Genomic DNA, 24,215 nt, shown 5'->3' on the forward strand with positions numbered 1-24,215 from the left:
TTATCGCACCTCCTCATGCTGTTTTGGTTTCTTGTCTGTACTGCGGGGTTGCACCGGGCGTTTTAGGTTATCCAGCACCGAAGGCCGTGTGCTTTTGGCAACAACAGACTCGGTGTGTGCCTGCCCCTTTCCGTCGATGTTGAGCAGGGTATCCAGCTCCACCAGACGGGCGTTTTTGCTTCTCAGTTCTTCTTCATAAAGGAATGGCTTTCCGACTTCCTCCTTTGCGGCAGCCTGCTGCTGATAGAGGTTATCCAGCTGGGCCTTTGCCGCCTCCAGACGCTGGGGCATCTGAGCAAGGGCATTGTCGATACGGGTAAGATTTCCGCGAGGGTCTGTACCAAGGGTTGCCCGGTGGGTCATCTGTCCTTTCAGCAGGAGCGTATACTCCTGTTTCCAAGCGGAAAATTCCACGGACATGGCATACCCCCGGTAGTTGCCGATCTGCACCGGATCGGAGGTTTTAACCTCCTTGCAGGCATCCAAAAGGGCTGCACCGGCGTTCTCCTTATCGGTCAGCAGGTCTCCACGAATCTCCATACCGGCAAAGCCGTCCTCCGGGTGCGGGTGAGCTGCCAAAACCTCCAGGTCAGATTCAAAGCCCTTGATAAAGCCCTTGTGCTTTTCAATCTCCTCTGGGAAGTATTTGAGCAGCTGGTCCTCCAGACGGTACTGCTTGCTCTGGTGGTCAGCTTTCATCAGCTTCAGGCGGGATACCTCCACATCCAAATCCATACGCTCCTTGATACGGGGATCTCCGGCACACAGAGCCTTGATCTCGGCAAAACTCAGGGCGGTTTCATCCACATCATCGCAGGAGCGAACCGGACTTTTGCTGGTCATGATCTGGCTGATAAATTTCTGCTTGTTCTCCACCGTCTGCCAGAGGTATGCGTCAAAAGTTCCTTCTGTCACATAGCGGTACACATGGACAAGGGGGTTCTGGTTGCCCTGGCGCTCGATACGGCCCTTGCGCTGGGCAAGGTCTCCCGGTCTCCACGGACAGTCCAGGTCATGAAGTGCCACCAGACGGTCCTGCACATTGGTGCCTGCGCCCATCTTGGCGGTGCTGCCCAAAAGGACACGAACCTGACCGGTACGGACTTTAGAGAACAGCTCCTTTTTCCGCACTTCGGTATTGGCTTCATGGATAAAAGCGATCTGGTCGGCAGGCATCCCCTGGGCAATGAGTTTCTGACGAATATCGTCATATACCGTAAAGACCGGTTCCTGCTCCGGCAGAGGCACAGCGCCTTCCAGTGCGTGAAGCAGTGGATTATCCAGCGTTTTCGCCGCCTTGCTTACAGGAGCTTTTGCCTGCGGGGTAGAAATGTCGCAGAACACCAGCTGGGTCAGCTTGTCAGCTTTGCCGTCCCGCCAGATCTGCATGATGTTGTCCACGCACTGATTGACCTTTGTTCCGGGTTCATCCGGCAGCATCTGGTTGACGATCCTCTGGTCAAGCCCCAGCTTGCGGCCATCCGAGGTAATCTTGAGCATATTATCCTGGGACGGGTCAACGGTTCCGCTGTGTACCAGCGATGCGCGCTCCGAAAGAGCCTTGACCATTTCCTGCTGATGTTCGGTGGGTTGCGCCACGATGTTGTGGTACTCCACTTCCGGGGTAGGGAGATTTAACTGATCGGCAGTCTTAATGTCGGCCACTTCTTTGAACAGGTTCATCAGCTCAGGCAAGTTAAAGAACTTGCTGAATCTCGTTCTTGCCCGGTAGCCGGTGCCTTCCGGTGCCAGCTCCAATGCTGTGACGGTCTCCCCAAAGCGGGAAGCCCAGCAGTCGAAGTGGGTCATGTTCAGCTCTTGCAAGCGTTCATACTGAAGGTAACGCTGCATGGTGTAAAGCTCGGTCATGGAGTTGCTGACCGGGGTGCCGGTGGCGAAAATCACGCCACGGTTTCCGGTGATCTCATCCATATAGCGGCACTTGGCAAACATATCGGAGGATTTCTGCGCGTCCGATGTGGAAAGACCAGCCACATTCCGCATTTTTGTGTATAGAAACAGGTTTTTATAGTTGTGGGCCTCGTCCACAAACAAACGGTCCACACCCAGCTGCTCGAAGGTTACCACATCGTCTTTTCGCCCCTCGGCTTGCAGCTTTTCCAGTCTGGCTTCCAGAGACTTTCTGGTACGCTCCAGCTGCTTGACGGTAAAACGCTCGCCGCCGCTGGCCTGCACCTCTGCGATGCCCTCGGTGATCTCGTCGATCTGCTCATAGAGAAGCCTTTCCTGACGCTCCCGGCTGATGGGGATACGCTCAAACTGGCTGTGTCCCATGATGATGGCGTCGTAGTCACCGGTCGCAATACGGGCGCAGAACTTCTTGCGGTTATGGGTCTCAAAGTCCTTTTTGGTTGTGACTAAGATGTTGGCAGAAGGATAGAGGCGCAGAAACTCCGATGCCCACTGCTCAGTCAGGTGGTTGGGAACCACAAAGAGAGATTTCTGGCACAAGCCCAGGCGTTTGGCTTCCATCGCAGCGGCCACCATCTCAAAGGTTTTGCCTGCGCCTACTTCGTGTGCCAGCAGGGTATTTCCGCCATACAGCACATGGGCGATGGCACTTTTCTGGTGTTCCCGCAGGGTAATGGCCGGGTTCATGCCGCCAAAAGTGATATGGCTGCCATCATACTCGCGGGGACGGGTAGAGTTCATTTCTTCGTTATACTGGCGCACCAAAGTCTGGCGGCGCTCCGGGTCTCTCCAGATCCAGTCCCTAAAGGCTTCCCGGATAGCCTGCTGTTTTTGAGCAGCCAGGGTGGTCTCCTTGGCATTCAGCACGCGGCGCTCTTTTCCATCCGCGTCCTCTATGGTGTCATAGATACGGACATCCCGCAGGTTCAGACTGTCCTCCAAAATCTTATAAGCATTGGCGCGGCTGGTCCCATAGGTGGTATAAGCTGCCACATCGTTGTAGGATACGGAAGATTTCCCCTTGATCTGCCATTCAGCAGTAAAGGAAGAATAGTTGACCTCGATACTGCGCTGGAGATAAAACGGGGTGTTGAAGGTCTCGTACATAAACTGCTGGATATATTCCTTGTCGATCCAGGTGGCACCAAGGCGCACCTCGATCTCCGACGCATCCAGGTCTTGGGGCTGGGCGGCGGTAAGAGCTTCCACATTGACTGCAAAAGAAGAGTCCTGCTGTGCCGCCCGCTGCGCCTGACGCAGTTTGCGGCGTACATTGCCGGAGAGGTATTCATCAGCAGTCACATAATGGGGTGTGCCATCTTTCTCCAGCTGTCCCGGTACACGGAAGATTACGCCTTGCAGCTCTCCGGCCAGTTCTTCTTTTGTTTTTCCGGTAAGCTGGCTCATATAGTCCATATCCACGCAGGCTTTTTCCGAGATGGACACCGCCAGTGCTTCACTTGCCGTATCCACCACAGCCACCGCCTGATGGGGCTTGATGGTCCGCTTGGTGAACATATCTGCCTTGCGTTCCAGCTTTCCGTTCTCGTCGATGACTTCCAGCGCACAGAGCAGATAGTAGCTGGAATCATCGGCAAAGGCCAGCCGGTTCGCCCGGTCATTGATAAGACCATATTTTGCGGAAAAGCTGTCATAGAGCCGGTTCAGTTCAGCCTGTTTATCCTGGATGGCGCTGTCCGGTGTGGCGGCGTCCATTTGGAGATCAATGAGCTGCTGGACACATTCCCGCAGGCCCACCAGCCCTTTCACGCGGGCCTCGGCGGTGGAGTTCAGGTCTGGGCGCACCATGCGGCTGTTTTCACGGAAATACACAGTGCCGTCCACAACGGTGTAGGAGTAATTTTTCACATTGGGGTCGGCGGGAATGGAGGTGTCGATGGCTTCGCCCTCACCCAGCTCCGGCAGCTCGGCTTCCTGGTAGGTGCCGCGAATGTACTTCACGGCATCATGCAGCTGATCGGCAAGCTCCAGCCCCTCAATGGGATTCACGGTGTAGTCCATGCCATGGGCGGTGCTTTCCGGCTCCTGTCGGCCCAGCACCATTTCCGGGTGGTCCAGGAAATAGCGGTTGATGGCAAAGCCGTCCTGCGTCGTCGCGGACTGCGCCTGCTCGTTTCCGCCTTGCGGCGAAAAGCTCGCTTGCTCCGTCGCTCCTCCTTCTCCCACAAAGTCTTGCGACTTTGCGGGAACCCTGATAATGCCGGTCTGGGTCCATTCCGGCACGATGTCCAGCGGGCGGTCCCGCTTTTGGAGGAAGATGATGTCCGATACCACCTCGGCACCGGCATTCTTTTTGAACGCGTCATTCGGCAGACGGATAGCTCCCAGCAGCTCAGCACGCTGGGCAAGATAGCGGCGCACGGTGGAATCCTTGGCGTCCATAGTATAGCGGGAGGTTACAAAAGCCACCACGCCGCCGGGACGCACCTGGTCCAGTGCTTTGGCAAAAAAGTAGTTGTGAATACTGAAACTCAGCTTGTTGTAGGCTTTGTCATTGACCTGATACTGACCGAAAGGTACATTGCCGATGGCAAGGTCAAAGAAGTCACGCCTATCGGTGGTCTCAAAGCCGCCTACTGTGATGTCCGCCTTGGGATAGAGCTGCTTTGCGATGCGCCCGGAAACAGGGTCCAGCTCCACGCCGTACAGACGGCTGTTTCGCATTTTCTCCGGCAGCATACCAAAGAAATTGCCCACACCCATAGACGGCTCCAGAATATTTCCGGTCTCAAATCCCATACGGTCCACCGCTTCATAGATGGCCTGAATGACCGTAGGGCTGGTGTAATGGGCGTTGAGGGTAGAGCTTCTGGCGGCGGCATATTCCTCCGGGGTCAGCAGTTCTTTTAGCTGGGCATACTCTAAAGCCCATGCCGGTTTCTCCGGGTCAAAAGCATCAGAGAGACCGCCCCAGCCCACATATCGAGAAAGAACCTCCTGCTGTTCGGGGCTTGCCTGCTGTCCGGCAGCTTCCAGCTCTTTCAGCAAACGAATCGCATTGACATTTGCCTGGAACTTGGCTTTCGGACCGCCTTCGCCCAAATGCTCATCAGTAATGCGGAAGTTTTTTGCATTGCGGCGCAGGTTAGCCTTGTATTCCTCATAGGAGGCTTCCTCGGCAGCTTTGGCATTGGAGAAGGTCTCCCACTGGCCATTGACCTGAATGGAAACCGGGTGTTCGTCCAGCACTTCCTCAAAGGTTTTCTCCGGCTCAGTCACAGGGGCTGGTGGCTCTGGCTCCTCGATATGCAGTCGTTCCACCACCACATCATAAGGCAGATTGTTCTTATCGCCCGGATAGACGGCCATGGTCTCGGAATGGAAGGTCGGGGATTCGGTAGCCGATTGGGGCTGTTCCTGTCCAAAGCCGTCCTGCTGACGGGCGTACAGTCCGCGCAGCAAAGGTGCAACCTCATCCCAGCGGAAATACAGCATAGCCAGACGCTTTTCCTCTGCATCCATGACTTCCAGTTCTATGCCCTGTGCCGTGGTACGGTAATCGGCAATATCGCCGGTCTCCAGATTCAGTGTCTCGATCTCACCGGAATAGACTCTGCTCAACCAGTAGGCGATCTCGCTGTTACTCCTGCCGGATTGCAGCAGCGTGGAAATCTGCTTTTTATCCGCTTCATCCATCAGTCCATGAGCCAATACATCCCGCAAGTCTTGATCTGCCTTGTCCGGGGCAATAGGAAGAAACTCGGTATAGTAAGCATTGCGGCGGTCTGCCCGAAGCAGCTGCTCGAACTGTTCTTTGCGCTCTGCCCGGTAGATGGGATATACCATCCCGGTGGGCAGAAGCTGTACGGTGTCCTCCCGCAGCTCGGTGATCTGATAGGCGTCATCCTCGATATACACGGTATCGCCCACGGCATAGACCGGGGCAGCAGGGTCATAGGATGTTCTTTGCGGAGTTGGGCGGCGAACTGCATCATATTCCTCATCGGAAATAGCAACTTCGGAAGTCTGCTCTGTCTCAGCAGCTGCGATCTGCTCTACATCCGACATCACCTGTTGGATAAACGGATCATTGTCCAGTTTTTCCGGGTCTGCCACCTGGCCGTTGACGATCCCTCTTTCTTCCAGAGCTTCCCGGATGGCGATTGGGTCGATGTCGTCAAAACGGTTCTGTTCTTCTTCGGTATAGAACCGGTCCTCCTGAATGAGCTGGGCAATCCGACGCTGTACCTTCGGCCAGGGCAGCTGCGTTTCCTCCGGGCTGCCGGCACGGACAACGAACAGGCTGTTGCTGTTACTGCCGCCGTATTCCTGAGCCAGCCATGCGGCGGTATCTTTTTCCCGCCCATGCTGTTCCATGTAGCGGACAACGGCGTGTTTGCTCTGAATATCGCCGTTCCATGCGCGGATGGCATCGTCAATGTCATCCTGCGAGAGAGGACGCAGCATTTCATGGAGCCGTGGGTAGGTTTCGTCAATTACTTCCCGGTGCAGCCGTTGGCGGAACTCCGGCACATCGGAATAGAGCCGAATCAGCTCCAAATCACCGGAGCCGAGAACGGCACGGCGGATGGCAGCATTGCCCTCGATGACAGCATTTTCGCGGTCAGAATGCCCGCAGGCATTGCGGTATGCGGCATCCTCGGAAATGGCGGCAGTCACCACAGTCTTATACTGATCAAACTGCTCCCGAAGGGTAGGCTTTGGAGTTTCTTCCTCCACCTCCGGCTGCTGGGCTTGGATGGCATCTTCTTTTGCCAGATCCTTTTCAGCCTGGATCTTGTCATACTGCGCTTGTTCCTGTTCGGTAAGATAGCGGCCTTTCTGGACAAGTGAGGTAATGCGCTTGGCAACCTTTTCCCAGTTCAAGTGAACATCCGGGCAGTCCTGCTTTTTATAGTGCAGTCCTTTCCCATCGTGATCTTCGCCGCTGTGTGTTGCGCCGGACAGGGCATGAGAGCGTCCGCCAATGCCATACTCGTCTTTAAGGAATCTCACTTTTTCCTTATCCGTATGGTTTTCCATGAAGAACGCATAGATACGGCCTTTTCCTCCGGCAAAACTGCTTCCGCCGGTCATGGCGGCGTCGATCTCATCCTCGGTAATAAAGTGCTGGACGGTTGGCACTTTGGAAAGCTCTGAAGAAAAGGTCCTGCGGGGCAGGTCAAGGTCCTTCAGGTTCTCCCAGATCTCCCTCGGTCTATGATAGTGAAAACGCAACAGGTCACGGTCCTGCTGATAGGCAGTCCAGAAGGCAGCGTATTCTTCCTTGAGGGTCTTACGAAACTCCGGGCTGTTCAGCTGCTCGGCAAGCCATTCTGTTTCTGTCGGAAACACATTGCGCTGGATACTCGACAGGCAGGACAAATATCCGGCTTCTCTGGCTTCCTCGCTGAAATCGTGGTACAGATACCAGAGCTTTTCTGAAAGGAGGGAGCGTTCATAGCCTGCCGCTTCCGCAAGCTCCACATTGGAGGCAAACTGGCCGCTCTCCAAAAGCTCCCCGATACGCTCTGCGGCACTCTCCCAGGAAATGACCTGGGCAGACCTGTCATAACGGACAGACTTCCCGTGGGAAAGATGGATACCATCCTCGGCATACCATGCGCTCACACTGCCAAGGCCATTGCCGCCGTGGTACAGCGTTTTCAGTATCTCGGCAATCTCAGCGGTGGTTTTCTGCTTTTCAAAGGCTGCAACCACACGCTCCCTCTGGCGGTCTGTATTGCCGCCCAAACGCAGCACATGGTCAATATCATTCTGGGCAAAAGAAAAAGCAGAGGATGTATGCGCTACATTCTCTGCTTCATCTATGGATTGGATCTGTTCCGCTTCGGAGAGGAACAGGTTTAGGGTCAGCTGTTGATAAGCTCCGCCATCAGGATCTCCTCGGCCTGGGCTTTGCAGGTATTCATCAGCCCCACCCACTTCATGGGATTGCTGGCTTTCAGTTCCTCGGTGGCTCCCGCTTCCTTCGCCAGCTGGGGTATCATCTGCTCCAGTCTGTTCTGGGCGGTCTCGTCGATCTCGATGAGGTGCGGGTACAGCTTCTCGCTCAGCAGCATCTGGTTGTAGAGGATGGGACGGTGTTCCTTCAGATAGGTTTTCCTCATCCTGCCGTACTTGCCCAGGGGTTTCTCCGGCTGCTGGCTCAGCTTCAGGTCGGGAATCAGATAGTCTCCGTTCTGGATATAGGTCATGGGATTGTTCATCTTGTTTGCTCCTTTCTTGGTTGGCTTCGCGCTCTGCATTTCGGACGGTGACGCCGATCTGCCGCAGCACCTGTTGGTTGATCTGGCTGACCGCTGTTCCCAGCGCCCCGATGGTGGACGGGGTGTTGAAATCAAAGATCGCCATGAAATCTTCGTGGTCGAAGTAGCGTTCCGGCTCCAGTCCACAGCGGGACATCAAAGCGTAAGTGATGCTGACGGTGGCGGCTGCCTTGAACTGCACTCCGATGTTATACTCATCATATTCCTCCAAAAAGGAACCGTCAACGATATAGAAGAAGTCCTGCTGATGCTCCGTCCAGTATTCCTCAGCCAGTTTTCCGGCTACCTCGGTAAGCTGTCCTGCAAGGTCATCACCGGAAACATCATAGGTGCGCTCCAGCATGGCCTGCACCGAATCCAGATGGCGCTCCTCCAGCTGCCACAGCCAGGGAGTGCGGGAATGTTCACGGGTTCCGGTGTCTGAAATGTCAAAGACATAACGCAGGCGAGGTCTGTCCCCGGAATCATCCACCAGAGCGATTCCCTTGGAACCGCGCCTTACATATCGGCCCATCTTTTCATTCCACAAATCGTACTCTGCACAGGCGGTAGCGTCCGGTCGCTGGGCGTAGATCATCAGCTGCTCATGGAACGGGTACTTGTAAAGGCGAGAAGCAGTGGTGAGAAACTCTGCCCATTCCTGCCAGCTCCCCGTGAGCTGTGTTGCCACTTTGTCCGCCATCTGTGCATATAGTTCAGCTTTGGTTGGCATAGTGTTCTGTCCTCCTTTCAGTTTTGGGGTAAAAAGGTGGGGTGGCAGATCGCCACCCCATCCCTGCGGTTATGTTGTTTACTGGTCAAAATCCGGGTACAGCTCCAGTTCGGCAAACTTCTCATCGGTCATCGCACAGAGCTTCGTAAGGGCGCTGTCGGTCAACTCTCTCAGCTCTGTTTCCTCCGGCGAAAGCTCGCCGCGCATCTCACGCAGACTGTCAATCAGCCCGGTGCGGCTGCCGGTATTGTAAATGCACATCAGGTTCATTTCCTCAAAAGTAAAGTTTCCCATATCAAATCTCCCTTTCCGCACTCTTTTTGGGTGCTGTCTTTTTGTGTTCTGTCTTGGGCTGGCCTTTCAGCTGCTCCATGACGGACTTTTTCTTTTCCCGTTCCTCCCGATGGGTGGCGGCTGCCAACTCCATCAGGGAAATGGGCTGACCGCTTCGGGCCTGCTGTTCCAGCTCTGCCACCGTGGGTTCTTTTGCGCCATTGTTGATGATACCGTCAATCATGCCGTAATCGTCCTCCAGCATCATTTCCGCATTTTTCAGCGGGTTTTCTGGCAGGAATCCGGGGATCTGGGTAAAACCAACACTGTCACAGTAATGACAGGATACCTTACCGTCCTGTCTGATCGCAACGATGTCGCTGACGCTCATGGAGGGACTGTGAAAGTCCACGGGCTTTTCCAGATTGAATTGCTGATAGAGTTTTTCCAGCTGCTCCGGCACAGTGCCAGACTCCCTCAGAGGAGCTGTGTAAATGAGGTCATAATTGCTGCGGTCTATGGAAATGTTATGGGACTTTAACCAGTCCAGATTCATAAAGCGCACATTCTGCGGATCGTCACGACTTACCTGATAGATGGCAAAGCAATCTCTGTTCTGGGAGAGAAATGCCTGTTCGCGTTCCTGCTGATGTTCCTGACGCTCCATGACCTTTTCGTGGAACTGAGGGCTTTTCTCCCATTCCTCATGGTCCACACCGAAAAGACCGCCATGATCCATGATTTCCTGCGGGTCAAACACCATGCTCTCCGTATTGTCCTCATACAGCACATAGACGGTCAAACCGGCGGCATCCAGTTCCAGCGCCCGTTCTCTGGTAACAGGGAGCATCCCATCATAGGTGTAGCCATATTCCTGCATATCCGGTGTGGATACCTGCTCATCCGGCATGGGGTATTCATCCAGTGCCTGCTCCTGCGCTTCCGGCAGCTGGGAAGAGGCAGTCATCTGACTGGTCTCTGCCTGCATCTGCTGATAGGCCGCTTCCTGCAAGGTCTCAGCCATAGACAAGGGAGCGCGTCTGAGCGAAGTGCTGTCCAGATCGTTATCATCACAAATCTGGAGAACTGCCTTCATGCAGGAAAGCTCCGACATATCCAGCTGACCACCATCCAGCTCTTTCATGGACGCAGCATCGTAAAGAGTGTAGTCCCATCCGCTGTCACAAGGTTGGATATGAAGATAGGTAGTATCGTTGATCAGAAACAAAGCCTCCTGCTGGTTGGCATCCGCCCCCAGTACCTCCATTTCCGGCATGGTCGCAGCCAGTTCCTTTACCGCTTTCTGTACCAGCGGATTGTCACGGTAATAGTCGATTGCCTGAATAGTGTCCAGGTCAATGGTCTGCCCGGTCAAAATCGGAAACGGTCCTTCATAGTCGCTTCCGTCTTTCAGCTCAAAACCAATTCCTTTGATCCCGTTCATTCGCTCTGCCGGAATTTCCTGATAGATGCGGACCGCCTCCTCCAAAGACAGGTTATCGTGGTATTCTCCGAGGTTTGGAAACTCCATGCACTCTGCCACATAGTAAGTCAGATTGCCGGTTGGCTGCTCTATCGGGGCGGTTTCCGGCTCTGCCTTTGCATGGGGATCAATCCCACGCTCTTTGCAGATTTCCTTATAGTGGCGCTCAATGTCAGAGATCAAAGTGCCGGAGGTCTTATTGATGGTCTCCAAACTGGCTCTCAGCTCTTTCAGTTCCTTGCCCTGACTCCAGCTTGCAATATAGCCGAAGCTGTTTTCTCCGGTCTCAATGCCAAAATATTTGCAGACCGCATAGGAGATGCTTTCAGCCTCCACTTCCTCCGTGTGGCGGTCTTTCCTCTGTTCTTGCAAAAACTGGGTGAGGGTAGAAAAGCCGCCAACAAAATTCAGCCCTTCTTCCTCGGTCAGCATCAGGCGTCCATCTTCCGCCAGCTCCAGCGGCTCTGTCAGCAGAACGGAACCTGCATGGTTTACAACCACTTGTTCTTCTACACAGACCGGCTCTCCGGGGTCGTAGTCAGAACCGCGCAGGTCATAGCAATAAACGCCCTCCGGCAGATTATCACGGACAATCCGCCCATTGGAGAACAGACCGGGTTTATCAAACAGCTCGATCTCCTGATATTGCTCGTCATTGGCAATCTGAATCTTTTTCTGATTGTGGAGCTTGCTGTGGGCAATCTCGTGTACTGTGGCCGAAACCGTCTGCACCTCACTCATGCCCTGGCGAATGGCGATTTTCTGATGATCGGCAGAAAAATAGCCGTCCGTATCGGCGGCCATTGCTTCAAAAGTGATCGGCACCGGTGCGCTGCGGCGCAGAGCCTCCATGAATGCCTCATAATTTGGCACATTGCCGGAAAGGGAGGAAGCAAGCTCAGGCAAAGGTTTCCCGTCGGTCTGGCTCACATCAAAGACCTTGACCGGGCGAAACATGGGGATCTCGATTTCTTTTTCCTCTGTGACGATCTTTCCGTCTTTATCCAAAATCGGAGCCTTGGTATCCGGGTCCAGTTTCTGCTCCTCGATTTTCTTCTTATATGGTGTGGGAGCAATGATGGTAATGCCATGCTCGCCCTTTTTTACATGACGCTCAAACTGGTCTTTCCACTTATTGTATCCGGCTACCAATGTAGCGTCCGGCTTCTGCATATAGATGAGCATGGTGTTGTTTACCGAATAGCGGTGGAAGCGGGACATGACGGACAGATAGCGCATATACTTTTCACTCTCAAACAGTTCCTTGATCCCCTGCTCGATGCCATCTGTGATTTCTCTTAGCCGCTCTCGGTTGGTGGGTTTGTTCTCAGCCATGATTTTCAATCTCCTTTCCAAATGTGTGATTTCTGCTGTGTGTTCTGCAATCCATGCCTTTTGTTCTTCTTCACTTTCATAAAGAAAAAGGTCCAACAGGTACTCTACATAGGTTTTCTTCTGGATTGCTTCCACAAAACGGGGGTGCGGTTCTTCCTCCGGTGTCCGGGGAGAATTGTCGGCCTCCCATTTTTTCAGCAGATAGTAGTAATCGGACAGTACGCGATAACACCGCTGCCGGTCCTCCCGAAACTTTTGTGCCTCTGTTTTCTGCCGGACATATCTCCTACGGGGAGGGGCCTGACTGTCATAGATCAGGCCAAAGTCCTGTGCCAGTTTCTCCGCCGCTTCTTTTGGGGAGAGGTCAAAGAGCTTTGCGGTAAAGTCGATCACATCCCCATCTTCACCGCAGCCAAAGCAGTGGAATCGCTGGTCTACCTTCATGCTGGGGTTCTTATCATCGTGAAAAGGACAGCAGGCCATGCCATTTCGCCTGACTTTTATCCCATAAAGCTCTGCCGCTTCTCTGGTGCTGACTGACAGCTTGACTGCTTCAAATACATTCTCTGCCATGTGCCTTTAACTGCTGGACTTTCGCATAGGAGGCTGGTATCCGGCAGCTTTCGCACGCTCACTGGCAGCTTTGCGGCGTTCTGCGCTATATGGCTCCCTGACTGATACACACCGCTTGGGGACGGTAAAGTTATGGGCGTCCTTTCGGGTGATCTGGTCGGGGTGCTTTTTTGCCAGCAGATCCAGCTTCTCCATCAGACGGGGATCATGGGTATAGATCTCAGCCATTGGTTCTGCCTGATTATAGAGAAGAATGGTTTCCCGTTCCACTAAAGAGAGCTTCATCGGCTACCTCCTTTCCGCTGGTCAAATTCCAGCTTGAAGTTGGCGTACTGTCCATCGTCCTCCAAAACCACAGTGGCATCGTAGGTCTTTCCGGTTTTCTCCGAATATAGGCCCGTCACACGGACACGGCCATCGTTAAGCAGTGCAGACACCACAGCCTTAGTCGGCTGTTTTTTCTTGGCAGCCCACCATTTGTTGTTTTTCCAGATTGCAAATCTGCAAGAATCATTCTGACAGAAGAAGCCTTTTTGCAGTTCTGCAACCTCCCCGCCGCAGCGAGGGCATTTGCCCACCACCTCACGAGGCGGAGTGAACAGGTACTCCGTTCCCTTGATGACCTGATAAGTCCCCACCAGGTCTTTCAGCATGGTGCTAATCCCGTCCAAAAACTCCTCCGGGGCAAGCTGCCCGCGCTCGATCTCGCCCAGGCGGTACTCCCACTCGGCAGTCAAAAGCGGCGATTGCAGTTGTTCCGGCAGAACGGTGATCAGGGAAACTGCATCATGGGAAGGGAGAAGCTGCACCGTTTTCCTGCTCTTTTTTCGTTCCAGAAAACCGGCAGATACCAGCTTTTCCAAAATACCGGCACGGGTGGCCGGTGTCCCCAGACCTTTTCGTTCGGCATCCTCCGGCATATCCTCTTTTCCGGCAGTCTCCATCGCGGACAACAGGGTGTCCTCCGTAAAGTGCTGGGGCGGACTGCTTTTGCCTTCTTTGACGATTGCAGCAGCAACCGAAAGGATCTGTCCTTCGGTCAGCTCCGGCAGGGCTTTCTCTGCGCCCTCTTTTTTCGGCTCTGCATCCTTCATTTTGGCACGGTAGGCGTCCTCCAGTGCTTTCCATCCGGGGTGCTTCACCGTTTTTCCTTTGGCAGTAAACTTCCTACCGGCACACGTTGCAATCACAACGGTTTCCGAATAGATATGGGGCTGGGCCACGGCACACAGCAGACGCAGGGCCACCAGCTCCAGCACCGCTTTTTCTCCCGCAGGAAGGGCAGAAAGGTCTGCATCCTTGAGATTTCTGGTAGGGATTACTGCGTGGTGGTCGGTTACTTTCTTGTCGTTGATGACCGTCTGCGGATCACAGGTAATGGCGATCCCTTTGCGAAATGGCATAGCATTGGCAACCAGATTCACCAGCACCGGCAGGCTGTCTGCCATATCACCGGTCAGATAGCGGCTGTCAGTACGGGGATAGGTGCAGAGCTTCTTTTCATACAGGCTTTGCAGATAGTCCAGGGTCTGCTGGGCTGTAAATCCAAGCAGGCGGTTGGCATCTCTTTGCAGAGTAGTCAGGTCATAGAGGGCAGGCGGCTTTTCGGATTTTTCCTTGCACTCCACTTTTTTGATTGTGACAGCTGCACCCTGACAGGCTTCTTTCAGCTGCTCTGCGCTTGCTCGGTCACTCATGCGCTCCCCGGATACGGTAAGACCGGGCAGCTCCAGCGCCACGGTATAAAAGGGAACCTGCTTAAAGGTGTCGATCTCAGCTTCTCGCTGAACAATCAGTGCCAGCGTTGGGGACATCACGCGCCCGATGTTGAGGGTGCGGTGGTACAGCACGGAAAAAAGCCTTGTGGCATTGATCCCCACCAGCCAGTCGGCCTTGGCACGGCAGAGAGCAGCATCCCGAAGTCCATCATAATCTACACCTGGGCGCAGGTTTGCAAAGCCCTCCCTTATGGCGGAGTCCTCCATCGAAGAAATCCAGAGCCTTTTCATCGGCTTTTGGCAGCCTGCCAGCTCATAGACGCTGCGGAAGATCAGCTCGCCCTCGCGTCCGGCATCACAGGCATTTACTACCTCCGTCACATCCGGGGCGTTCATCAGCTTTTTGAGAATATCAAACTGCTTTTTCTTGTCCTTTCCCACCACCATCTGCCAATGCTCCGGCAGGATAGGCAGGTCATCATATCGCCACTTGGCATACTTGGAGTCATAGCTGTCTGCATCCGCAAGACCGGCCAGGTGGCCCACGCACCAGCTGACACGCCAGCCGTTACCCTCCAGATACCCATCCTTACGAGCAGTTGCACCGATTACCGTAGCCAGACTTTGTGCAACCGATGGTTTTTCAGCAATCACTAAATTCATAATCTTCAGCCTCCCATTCTTCCCGCACAGGCGTGTGCAGTTTTTTCTCTATGCTGTTTTCCTCATCCAGTAGCAGGTTATAACCAAACCGGTAGTCATAGCGGTACAGTTTCCCCAGCAGGTCATTGATGATGATACGGCAAGCCAAAATGACACGGGTTTTATCCACCTGCATCAGCTGGTAGCGTTGATAATTGCTGTAATATTCTTCGTGACGGCGGGTATTGCAGGCGGCATCTTCAAGTAAACTATCTACTGCATCCTGACAACCATCTTCTTTTTCCCCTTCCATGCAGTTCAGAAGTTCCATCATCAAAGGAAAGCTCTGTTCATCCATAGGAGCTTCTGCTGCAAGAAAACCGATCAGAGCGGATAAGAGCAGATGAGCCGCCGTCTGTTCTTGTTCCGTCAAAACGGCCATTGTTTTCTCCGCATTTGGCAGGATCTTTTCTTCCACAAAATCTGCCGCGTCACCGGAATAAAGCTGACGGATAGAATCTATGGACAATGAAACTGTCATGGTATCTAAGGAGAAATCAAAGGGGTCATCTTGCTTTGGCTTTCTCCAAAGTTTGTTTAACATGGTAGAAAGAATGTCGCCGCCAAAATACACAGCAATCACAAGCAGGTCAAAAACAGCAATCAGCTTGATAAATATAATCAGAACACTCATTTTTTTCGTTTCCTTTCTTTGAGCCAGCGTTCCATCTCACGATGGCAGATACCTACGCAGGGACTTCCATAACTCCCGCAACCATAGCAGGGGTGGTTGTGGGATAAAGAATGAGGACGGGAAGTTTCCCTCCCGCCCTCCGGCCTGCGTGTCATCATGCGTTCATAGGGACTGTCTGTGAAACGGGTCATTTCACGCTGTCCTCGTCATCTTCTTCTGTGCTGCCCCCATCAGCGTCCGGTTCGTCCGACTCCACATCCTCGGTTTCCCATTCCTCGGAATCCTCCTCGCCATAATCATAATCGTCCAGACTGTCATTGCCCTTGGTCTTAGGTTTATTCTTCATGAGCTTCATGTAGGCAAATACGCCACCGCCGCCCAGCAGAGCCAGCAGAAGAATCAGCGCAGCCGGATTCAGTCCGGCAGGCGTCTCTTTTTCCGGCTCCGGTGTTTCTGCCGGAGGTTCCGGTGCTTTGCCCGTACATTTACTCTTATCAGTTGCGCAGACCGGGCAAGCCGTATTGACTGCCCCTGCTTCACATTTTGTCGTGCAGCTACACACAGCAGCCGGCTCCTCTTTGACATTTTCATCTTCCATCAGTGCCATCAAATCCGCTTCATCCACCTGGTTCAGAAAGTGAACAGCAGTCTTTTTATCCTCATTAGCCCTGTCGATCAAAATGTAAAAATAGTTGCCAGCCTTGGTAGTAACGGTAATGAGCTGCTTATTGCCACCAAAATCATCCACCAGAGCGGCATTGCCATCTGGTGTAAGTGCCGGTGCCGGTTCTGTTTCTTCCACAATCACATTGCTGTCATTGGTAGAATCCTCTGCCGGTGCCGCCGGAGCCTGTTCTGACCCCTGTGCAAAAGCAGGGATCGTAAAGCCAAATGCCACAACCATTGTCAGGCAAAAGGCGGAAAGTGTTTTGCAAATTCTTTTATTCATAAGCGGTAGCCTCCTGATTATTTGATTCCGACAGTGCTGTATCTCTGCCGTGGTTCATTCCACCGGAAAGCATAGCGTTCAGCTGTGCTGGAGTCACGCGTAACGCACGAACCATCTGAACGATCTCCAAATTTTCTGCCTCGGTTTTCTGTGCTTCCAGCGCCTTGAGCTTTTCCTGATACTCTGCGATCTTCTCGCGGACCTTTGTAATCTCCTGGTCAATGCGCTCAATTTTGTTCTTTGCCATCGTCTATCACTCCTTCTTAAAAATCTCTGTTACCAGTTCATCAGGCCATAGCCCTTAATGCTTTGATAATTCAGGTCATAACTTTTGATCTTGCAGGCATCGCCGGAATTTCCCTCCACGGTATAAACACGGCTGCCATCCGTACCGATCACGATACCTACATGGTCTGCTGTCCCATCCAAATCCCAGTCAAAGAAAATTGCATCTCCGGGAGCCAGATTGTTATAGCCTCTTGCACCCCATTGTCCATGGGACTGGAACCACGGAACGCCCTGCCACTCACAGCCTGCAAAGCGCGGTTCACTTTTTCCTGCCTGGTTATAGCACCAGGATACGAAGCAGGCGCACCATTCCACACGGGAGTCAAAGCCGTACCAGCTCCAGTAGGGATAACCGCCCACATTGCCCACCTGACGCTTGGCCAGTTCCACCAGCTGAGGATTGCCGGGGCGGGTACCGTTAATGAACTGCACACCGGACAGATCTTCCGAGCCGCTGGTATCAGGGGAGCCGCCGCCAAACAACAGCGGCTTATTGCCCATGGTCTGCCGGTAAACCTGATACATTTTCATCTGCTCCGGGGTCAGAAGCTCCGACACCACAGCGGAAATGGGCTTGCTGGCGAGTTTCACATTCAAAATGTAATACTCATAGGGGACTTCTTCTGAGGTGGTCTCGCCGGTCTCCGGGTCGGTGGAGGTCTCCGTGCGGTAGCGAATCTCCACTTCCTCAGTAAGCGTCAGCTGATACTGTGCTGCAAACACACGCGCCAGCTCTGCCTGAGCGCTCTGCCGGGTGTAGCCTTGCAAAACGGCAGACAGAAATGCTGCCAGCTCATGAGGGTCATGGCCGATCATACCAAGGTCATAGCGATACTCGTCATACCCTGGGTGGCTGCTTTCTATGTTGTCGATTTCCTCCTGCAACTGGGCTTCTCTGGCTGCATAATCTGCCTCCACCGCCAGCATTTCCGGGTCATCCGACGGATAGGTGGTGCCGGAGAGAACGGAACCGATGCTCTGCGCCATCATGGAGCAGGAGGACATGGTATTCATCAGCATACAGGTAATGAGGAACAAAACCCCTGCCATCAGGAAACCCTTCTTGTGGCGCATGACGAATGCCCCTGCCTGCTGTACCTTTTCTTTTACCGTCCTTGCGGCTTTTCCTGTTTTGGATGCAGCCTGGGCAGTATTTCCAGCAGTCTGACCGGCATGTTTGGCGGCGGCATACTGCTTTTTGATGGCCTGCTTTTGCTGCCAGCGGGAAAGTGGATTGCTGGCAAACTGGGGATTTTCCTGCAAAGATTTCTGGTACAGAACATTTACATTTGCCTTTTCCAGTTGGCGCTCTGCCTGTGCTGCTTTGCGGTACGGCTTCAGCTTGTGGCTGCGATAGCCCTCCCGCACCAGATAAGCGCCGGTCTCCACCGCTTCCTCGGACTTGTGGGCGCTTTCCACGCCCACATTGTCCTGTTCTGTTTCCCGGATCTCTTTGTGGAGCTTGCCCACAATCAGATGGACGGGAGCTTCCTTGACCCCTTGAGAAAGTTTGGAGGGTGGCTTTTTCTTGTCCTCAAAGGTCAGCTTCGAGGTCTTTTTTCCGGTATCCGGGTCGATGACCGTCTGCCTGACCTTTTTCTTTGGGATATTGGCCTGCGCCTTATCTGCTCTGGCCGCAGCTTTCTCCGCTTTACGGATCGGCTTTTCCAGTGCAGGGTCAGACCGTTCCTCATCAGTAAAGCGCAGGCGCGGCTCCTTATTCAAACCATTCTCCCAGCATGAGGGAGGACATCATGTAGTGCAGCTCTGCATAAATGGCCATTCCCACAGGATCGTTGAACATACAACCGGACAGGTAGGCGTAAAACTGTGCCACCACATCGGACAGGATTTTCGCTTCGGTTCCTTCCAGAACCAGACCACCCATACCTTCCTTGGCACGGATGGTGCTCCAGACCTCTGCCAGACGGAGCAGCCCCACCTGACCGGTCTCATTCAGTTCGGCTGCCTGATCTGCCGCCGTGCGGCACTCACTTACCGCATCGGCCATGACCGTAAGCAGCTGGCTGCGCTGGGCATTTACCGCCCTGTCAAAAAACATCAACGGGTTTTGATTCAAAATGTTGGGGTTCATCATCATTCATCCTCCTTTTTCAGTTCCTGGGGTTTGGTGGTCATAATGCGGTACAGCTCGGTATTCTTCGGGAAGTGGTCCACGAAAGGCAGAATTGTGGAGCCATAGAACAGCAGGCCCTCGCCCTCACCGGAGTGGGTCACATAGCTAAGCTGGTGTGTGGAAATGCCCAGCTGCTTGGCAAGTATCTGACGGTCTCCGCCTGCCTGGTTGAGCATATACACGAAGTCGGAGTTTTCAAAGATGTTCTCTACCTCGCGGCTGCTCAAAAGGTCTTTGACATTCTGGGTAATACCTGTCGGAATACCGCCCCATTTACGGAATCGCTTCCAGATTTCCACCGTATAGGCAGCGGTCTGTTCCTCCTTCAAAAGCAGGTGCATCTCGTCGATATAGTAACGGGTGGACTTGTGGGCGGCACGGTTAATGGTAACACGGTTCCACACCTGATCCTGTACCACCAGCATACCGATTTTCTTAAGCTGCTTGCCCAGTTCCTTGATGTCATAGCAGACAATGCGGTTGTTGATGTCCACATTGCTCTGGTGGTTGAACACATTGAGGGAGCCGGTTACATAGATTTCAAGGGCCGTAGCGATATACTGAGCTTCCTTTTCCTCCTGTTCCCGAAGCAGGTTATACAGATCCTCCAGTATGGGCATATTCTCCGGGCGCGGGTCATTGAGGTAAGTCTGATAGACCAGACGCACACAGCGGTCGATGATGGTTTTCTGCACCGGCTGCAAGCCCTCCTTACCGCCCACGATCAGCTCACACAAGCTGAGAATAAAGTCAGACTTGAGGGACAGCGGGCTTTCATCATCCGAGTAGTCCAGGTTCAGGTCCATCGGATTGATGTAGTTGGTGGAGGTAGGCGAGATCTTGATGACCTGCCCATGCAGACGCTCCACCAGAGGTGCATACTCCGCTTCCGGGTCACAAATGATAACATCATCACTGGTAAGCAAAAAGCAGTTTGCGATTTCTCGTTTTGCGCTGAAGGACTTACCGGAACCCGGCGTACCCAAAATCAAGCCGTTGGGGTTTTTCAGCAGCTTTCGATCCACCATGATGAGATTGTTGGACAGGGCGTTGATGCCGTAGTACAGAGCTTCTTTGCCGTTCTGGAATAATTCCTGTGTGGTGAACGGTACAAAGATGGCCGTAGAACTGGTGGTCAGTCCTCGCTGGATCTCGATCTGATTGAGTCCCAGGGGCAGACAGCTCATCAGCCCTTCTTCTTGCTGGAAGTCCAGCCTGGTCAGCTGACAGTTATACTTCTGGGCAATGGAGCCTGCCTGGAAAATGTTGTTGCCAAGCTGACGGGGATTGTCCGCTGTGTTCAGCACCAGAAAGGTCAAAAGGAACATTCTCTCGTTGCGGCTCTGCAAATCCTGCAAGAGTTTTTTCGCTTCACTGCCGTAAGTAGCAAGGTCAGATGGAATGATGTCCATGTCGTATCCGGCGCGGACTGCTTTTTTCTGTTCCTCGATCTTACTGCGGTCCAGGTCGGTAATCTTGCGCTTTATCGTTTTGATGGCTTTCACCTGATCCACCGACTGAATGTGCATACTCACAATGAGCGAGCTTTCCATATCCAGAAAATCAGCCAGCAGACGGTCATTCAGCTCCGGTGCGAGAATCTGCAAAAAAGAAACAGCCCCGTATTTCTTGCCCATACGGAACTGCTTGCCGGTGCGGAACTCAAAGGAACTTGGTGCAATAAAATCCTTTGTGGACAGACCGGAAGGAGCCAGCCAGTCCCATTCAAACTGAAACGGGAGTTGTTCATCCATGTGGAATACCGCATGAAGCTGAGAAAGCCTTTCTTTACCGTCCAGCGTTCTGGCAGCTACACCAAGACGCTTGAAGTTATTAAGTATATCGGTCTCAATACGCTCCAGACGGGGCTTGGCGGCTTTGATGCTGTCTGCGTCGATACCAAAGGTCAGGTATTTGGTCTTGATGAGGCCGTTGTTACCTCTGGCCAGCTGATTTTGTAGCATTGTGGTATATTCCTCGCGGATACTGTCAAAGGCATCCCTCTGGGGCGGGATGGAAATGGAGTTAGCAAAGGTCTCCTCCGATGCCGCAAGGTTCAAAAAAGACAGCTGGAAATGAATCGAGCTGTCAAAATAATTGAGGAAATCACACCAACCCTCAAAGATTGCCGTCTTATCTTCGTTTTGGGAGAGCTGATAGTTGATGTCCTGAAACTGAATGGTCTTTGTGTAGTGGCTGTCCGATATGCGGCAGATTCCGTCCGGCCACATCCGTTCATAAGGGATACTGTCCTGCGCAGATTTTCCTTTTTTGTCCGTGCGGTTGGCGCGGACAATGGCCGCGTCGATCTGCTTCTTATCAGCGCGGGACAGCTTTTTCTTTGTCTTTACCGGCTGCACAGTTTTTTCCTCGGTTTTCCCGAACATCCGATGCAGCCATTTTTTTATTGCGGTGAACAATGTCATACACCTCCTTATCGAGCATTTCCTGCCGCTTTAATACGGCATAAAAGTTATTGGTCTGGTAGGGACGCTGCTTGGGACGGATCACAGCTACTTTGAGAATGTTGCCCACGATCTTTTCCAGGGGCTGTCCATGCTTTTCGTACATAGCCAGCATAAAGAAGGGCAGCATAACCAGCATCATACACATAGCCGCTACACTGTTTCCGGTAGGTTTTCTGAGCAAAAAGAAAAGCGGTACGCCAATAAGCGCTCCGCCCGTGAAGCAGATAAGCTGCCGCTTGGTCAGATTGAACATGACCTTTGTTTTGACTTTTGTTAAGTCCTTGGGTACGGGTACATAAGCCAATGTGGGAACCTCCTTCCGTTTTAATGCGCCTGAAAGACTGATTTTGCGAGGCTGCCGGTTTTGAATAGTGTAAAGCACAGCAGTACGGTGTAGCCCACACAGCTCCAGATTGCCATGATGATGTCATCTTCCAGAGCGATGTTCTGCACCAGCACAGCATAAATTGCCACGCAGACGATAATGAGAAACGCCTGAAAGCCCAGCGCCAGCAGGGATCGGAGGTAATTCTGTCCCATACCGCCCCATTCTTTACCCATCATTGCAGCCATTGGAACGGGAGCCACCGAAGTCACAAGGTAGATTTCGATCATACGGCCATAAATAACGATAAAGATACAGATATATAACGCCCACATAGTAATGCCAATAAAGAGGGATTGGAACCACAGTCCGAACAGCGGTCCCAGATCCATTTCCATCAGCCTCGGTTCCAGATCGGTCATAACTGAGGAAATGTCAATGGACGCATCCGAATTGATAACCCCTGCCGCCTGCGCCACTACGCTCTGCGCCATATCAAAGACGCCCATCACGATATTCCATGTATTTGTGACAATGAGGATGGCAGCGGCTGATTTGAACACCCACTTGAAAATCATCCAGGTGTCCACATCATGCAGGTTGTTCTTGTCTGCGATCATCTGGATCAGGTCTACGGTCATCACGATAGCCAGGATCACGCCTGCAATCGGCACCATGATGGAGTTGGACAGATTCTCAATCATGCTGAAAATACTGCCATTCCATCCCTGTGGGGTCTGGCCTACCTGTACGGATATATCCGCGACCTGCTGGTTTACACTGTCAAACATCCCCGAAAGGTTGCTCATAATGCCGCCCACCAGCATTTCTTTCAGCCAATTTGTCAGGGCTTCAAGTAAGAAATCCATACGGTGTCAACCTCCTTTCCGCCGCCCCCGCAAAGCTGCGGGAGCGGCAAGGATTTCATACGGAGACGCTTAGACAGAGAAAAGCCCGGAGAGCAGAGGTACAAGGACCATGCCTACCACGGCTACACCAGCACCGGCCATGAGCTGCTTCATGCCCTGGCTCTTGGCGCCGGGGTTGTCGTTGCCGTAACCTTCCAGCAGGTTGATAACGCCCCAGATACCGAGACCGGCACCGAGCGCGATAACGAGGGTCTGAAGAACGGTGATTGCCTGTTCAAAAAATGCCATATAGTTTGTTAGCCGGAATCTGATTAAAAAATAGGTTTGTCATGTTTCATAGGCATACAAAAGCCGGAACAATCTGCCGCCCGGTTTCCGGGGGCATGATTCCGGCTGTCCTCCTTTTTCATTATTTTTTCTCGCGATTGTCCGCTTTGTACGCCAATGGCCCATAGAGGGCAAGTGCGGCGAATAGATAAGATCACTCCCTTCTAAAGCGGAACGAAATTAAGCGCCCTTTGTGTCTACTTCATATACATCGCAGACCTCATTGGGCTTGAGTTTCAGCCTTGCAGACAAGAATGCTTCAATGTCAAAAGCGTTCTTATCATCCGCGTCGGCAGTGTACTTGAAATTGGGGTGCTTGGTGATGTCGTACTTATCCGAAAGGAAAGGACGCACACCGCGCAGCTGGAGGATACACTTGCCTCCATCCATAACAGCAAGCTCATCCTGGCTCATCAGCTCTTTCCCCAATTTTTGATAGTTGAGTGAATGGGAGGTTTCCCTCCCACGGCTCTCTCCGGTGTTGTAGGTGTCGATGGTTTCCTTTCCCAGCACGGCAGCCAACTCTTTGAGGGTAGTCGGCTCTTTACCGCCCAGGAAGATGGATGTATCCATGTTACCGATGATGGTATCTGCGTTATCCTTATAGATCGCCTTGAGCTGACTCTGTGCCTGCAACACCAGACAGGCAGAGATCTCACGGCTTCGGATGGTGGCCACCAGCTTTTCCAGTTTCGGAATCTGCCCGATGTTAGCACACTCATCAATCAAACAGCGCACATGAACCGGAAGCCTGCCGCCATACACATCGTCGGCTTTTTCGCAGAGCAGATTGAAAAGCTGGGTATAACACATGGAGATCAGGAAGTTAAAGCTGTCATCCGTATCACTCATAATGAGGAACAGAGCAGTTTTCCTGTCTCCCAGAGTATCCAGCTCCAGCTCATCATAAGCCGTGACCTCACGCAACTCTGCAATGTCGAACACGGCAAGGCGAGCGCCGCAGGAAATCAAAATCGACTTGGCTGTTTTTCCAGAGACGAAAAGTCAAGGACTTTTTCATCAAATTCACAAAGAAGTCACATTTTGCGGACTTCCTCACGGAGCATACGCTTGATTTTGTCCTCCATTGTCTCTTTTGCGGTCTGGCTGAAATGGACACGGACGATATAGGTGGTCTTGCCGATCTGCTTTCTGACAGTCGGGCAAGTGGCGGTGTTGGTTGCGGTATTGTTCATTCAAAATCCTCCTGTAAATGAAAAATGTCCGGTGACGGTTCAT

The 24,215-nt window shown here is 52.8% G+C and carries 18 protein-coding genes and 1 pseudogene; 1 reads left to right on the forward strand and 18 read right to left on the reverse strand.

What is annotated here, in order from left to right:
* Together DW088_RS16050 and DW088_RS06290 are read right to left on the reverse strand one after the other, a co-directional pair.
* Nucleotides 1-7,656, reverse strand: coding sequence for an SNF2-related protein (locus DW088_RS16050; RefSeq protein WP_330428042.1), 7,656 nt, complete (start codon nucleotides 7,654-7,656; stop codon nucleotides 1-3).
* A gap of 110 nt (nucleotides 7,657-7,766) precedes the next feature.
* Nucleotides 7,767-8,123, reverse strand: a complete 357-nt coding sequence (locus tag DW088_RS06290; protein ID WP_117453438.1) for a TnpV protein — start codon at nucleotides 8,121-8,123, stop codon at nucleotides 7,767-7,769.
* On the opposite strand from DW088_RS06290, the gene DW088_RS16230 reads away from it, so the two are divergent.
* Nucleotides 8,110-8,607 carry a hypothetical protein gene (locus DW088_RS16230; RefSeq protein ID WP_199483553.1) on the forward strand — a complete coding sequence of 166 codons (498 nt, stop codon included), beginning with the start codon at nucleotides 8,110-8,112 and terminating at the stop codon, nucleotides 8,605-8,607. The two genes, DW088_RS06290 and DW088_RS16230, sit on opposite strands and share 14 nt — an antisense overlap.
* A 366-nt stretch (nucleotides 8,608-8,973) precedes the next feature.
* Here the strand turns inward: DW088_RS16230 and DW088_RS06300 are convergent, their stop codons facing one another.
* The 16 genes and pseudogenes from DW088_RS06300 to DW088_RS06375 all read right to left on the reverse strand — a co-directional run bounded on the left by DW088_RS06300 (nucleotide 8,974) and on the right by DW088_RS06375 (nucleotide 24,172).
* On the reverse strand, nucleotides 8,974-9,189 hold the full coding sequence (locus tag DW088_RS06300; protein WP_003526257.1) for a transposon-transfer assisting family protein: 216 nt from the start codon (nucleotides 9,187-9,189) through the stop codon (nucleotides 8,974-8,976).
* A gap of 1 nt (nucleotide 9,190) precedes the next feature.
* A complete protein-coding gene (locus tag DW088_RS06305) occupies nucleotides 9,191-12,559 on the reverse strand; it encodes an LPD28 domain-containing protein (RefSeq protein ID WP_117453437.1) in 3,369 nt (1,122 codons plus the stop codon).
* Between the two features lie 6 nt (nucleotides 12,560-12,565).
* Nucleotides 12,566-12,844, reverse strand: coding sequence for an immunoglobulin (locus DW088_RS06310; protein ID WP_117453436.1), 279 nt, complete (start codon nucleotides 12,842-12,844; stop codon nucleotides 12,566-12,568).
* Nucleotides 12,841-14,940: a type IA DNA topoisomerase gene (locus DW088_RS06315; RefSeq protein ID WP_117453435.1), complete on the reverse strand. Its 2,100-nt coding sequence runs from the start codon at nucleotides 14,938-14,940 to the stop codon at nucleotides 12,841-12,843. The genes DW088_RS06310 and DW088_RS06315 overlap by 4 nt, the downstream gene beginning before the upstream one ends.
* Nucleotides 14,921-15,613: a hypothetical protein gene (locus DW088_RS06320; protein ID WP_003526248.1), complete on the reverse strand. Its 693-nt coding sequence runs from the start codon at nucleotides 15,611-15,613 to the stop codon at nucleotides 14,921-14,923. The genes DW088_RS06315 and DW088_RS06320 overlap by 20 nt, the downstream gene beginning before the upstream one ends.
* Complete coding sequence (locus DW088_RS06325) at nucleotides 15,610-15,804, reverse strand: hypothetical protein (RefSeq protein WP_003526245.1); 195 nt, start codon at nucleotides 15,802-15,804, stop codon at nucleotides 15,610-15,612. Before DW088_RS06325 ends, DW088_RS06320 begins: the two co-directional genes overlap by 4 nt.
* The gene (locus DW088_RS06330; protein WP_117453434.1) at nucleotides 15,801-16,562 is read right to left on the reverse strand and encodes a DUF4366 domain-containing protein; all 762 of its coding nucleotides are present in this window, start codon (nucleotides 16,560-16,562) and stop codon (nucleotides 15,801-15,803) included. Before DW088_RS06330 ends, DW088_RS06325 begins: the two co-directional genes overlap by 4 nt.
* A complete protein-coding gene (locus DW088_RS06335; protein ID WP_117453433.1) occupies nucleotides 16,555-16,809 on the reverse strand; it encodes a DUF4315 family protein in 255 nt (84 codons plus the stop codon). Before DW088_RS06335 ends, DW088_RS06330 begins: the two co-directional genes overlap by 8 nt.
* 29 nt (nucleotides 16,810-16,838) lie before the next feature.
* The gene (locus tag DW088_RS06340; protein ID WP_117453432.1) at nucleotides 16,839-18,575 is read right to left on the reverse strand and encodes a CHAP domain-containing protein; all 1,737 of its coding nucleotides are present in this window, start codon (nucleotides 18,573-18,575) and stop codon (nucleotides 16,839-16,841) included.
* Nucleotides 18,568-18,948, reverse strand: a complete 381-nt coding sequence (locus tag DW088_RS06345) for a DUF3851 domain-containing protein (RefSeq protein ID WP_429835015.1) — start codon at nucleotides 18,946-18,948, stop codon at nucleotides 18,568-18,570. Before DW088_RS06345 ends, DW088_RS06340 begins: the two co-directional genes overlap by 8 nt.
* A complete protein-coding gene (locus DW088_RS06350; protein ID WP_117453431.1) occupies nucleotides 18,948-21,347 on the reverse strand; it encodes a VirB4-like conjugal transfer ATPase, CD1110 family in 2,400 nt (799 codons plus the stop codon). The genes DW088_RS06345 and DW088_RS06350 overlap by 1 nt, the downstream gene beginning before the upstream one ends.
* Nucleotides 21,307-21,759 (reverse strand): PrgI family protein, encoded by a 453-nt coding sequence (locus DW088_RS06355; RefSeq protein WP_117453430.1) that lies wholly within the window; start codon nucleotides 21,757-21,759, stop codon nucleotides 21,307-21,309. Before DW088_RS06355 ends, DW088_RS06350 begins: the two co-directional genes overlap by 41 nt.
* Nucleotides 21,760-21,779: 20 nt before the next feature.
* Nucleotides 21,780-22,649: a VirB6/TrbL-like conjugal transfer protein, CD1112 family gene (locus DW088_RS06360; RefSeq protein ID WP_024724981.1), complete on the reverse strand. Its 870-nt coding sequence runs from the start codon at nucleotides 22,647-22,649 to the stop codon at nucleotides 21,780-21,782.
* 69 nt (nucleotides 22,650-22,718) lie between these two features.
* Nucleotides 22,719-22,937 carry a Maff2 family mobile element protein gene (locus DW088_RS06365; protein WP_003525154.1) on the reverse strand — a complete coding sequence of 73 codons (219 nt, stop codon included), beginning with the start codon at nucleotides 22,935-22,937 and terminating at the stop codon, nucleotides 22,719-22,721.
* 219 nt (nucleotides 22,938-23,156) lie between these two features.
* Nucleotides 23,157-23,972: pseudogene (locus DW088_RS06370) on the reverse strand (VirD4-like conjugal transfer protein, CD1115 family); the annotation flags it as partial.
* Between the two features lie 41 nt (nucleotides 23,973-24,013).
* A complete protein-coding gene (locus tag DW088_RS06375; RefSeq protein ID WP_004845310.1) occupies nucleotides 24,014-24,172 on the reverse strand; it encodes a transposon-encoded TnpW family protein in 159 nt (52 codons plus the stop codon).
* Nucleotides 24,173-24,215 lie beyond the last annotated feature (43 nt).

The organism is Butyricicoccus sp. AM05-1 (assembly GCF_003474415.1).
Taxonomy (GTDB): Bacteria; Bacillota; Clostridia; order Oscillospirales; family Butyricicoccaceae; genus Agathobaculum; species Agathobaculum butyriciproducens.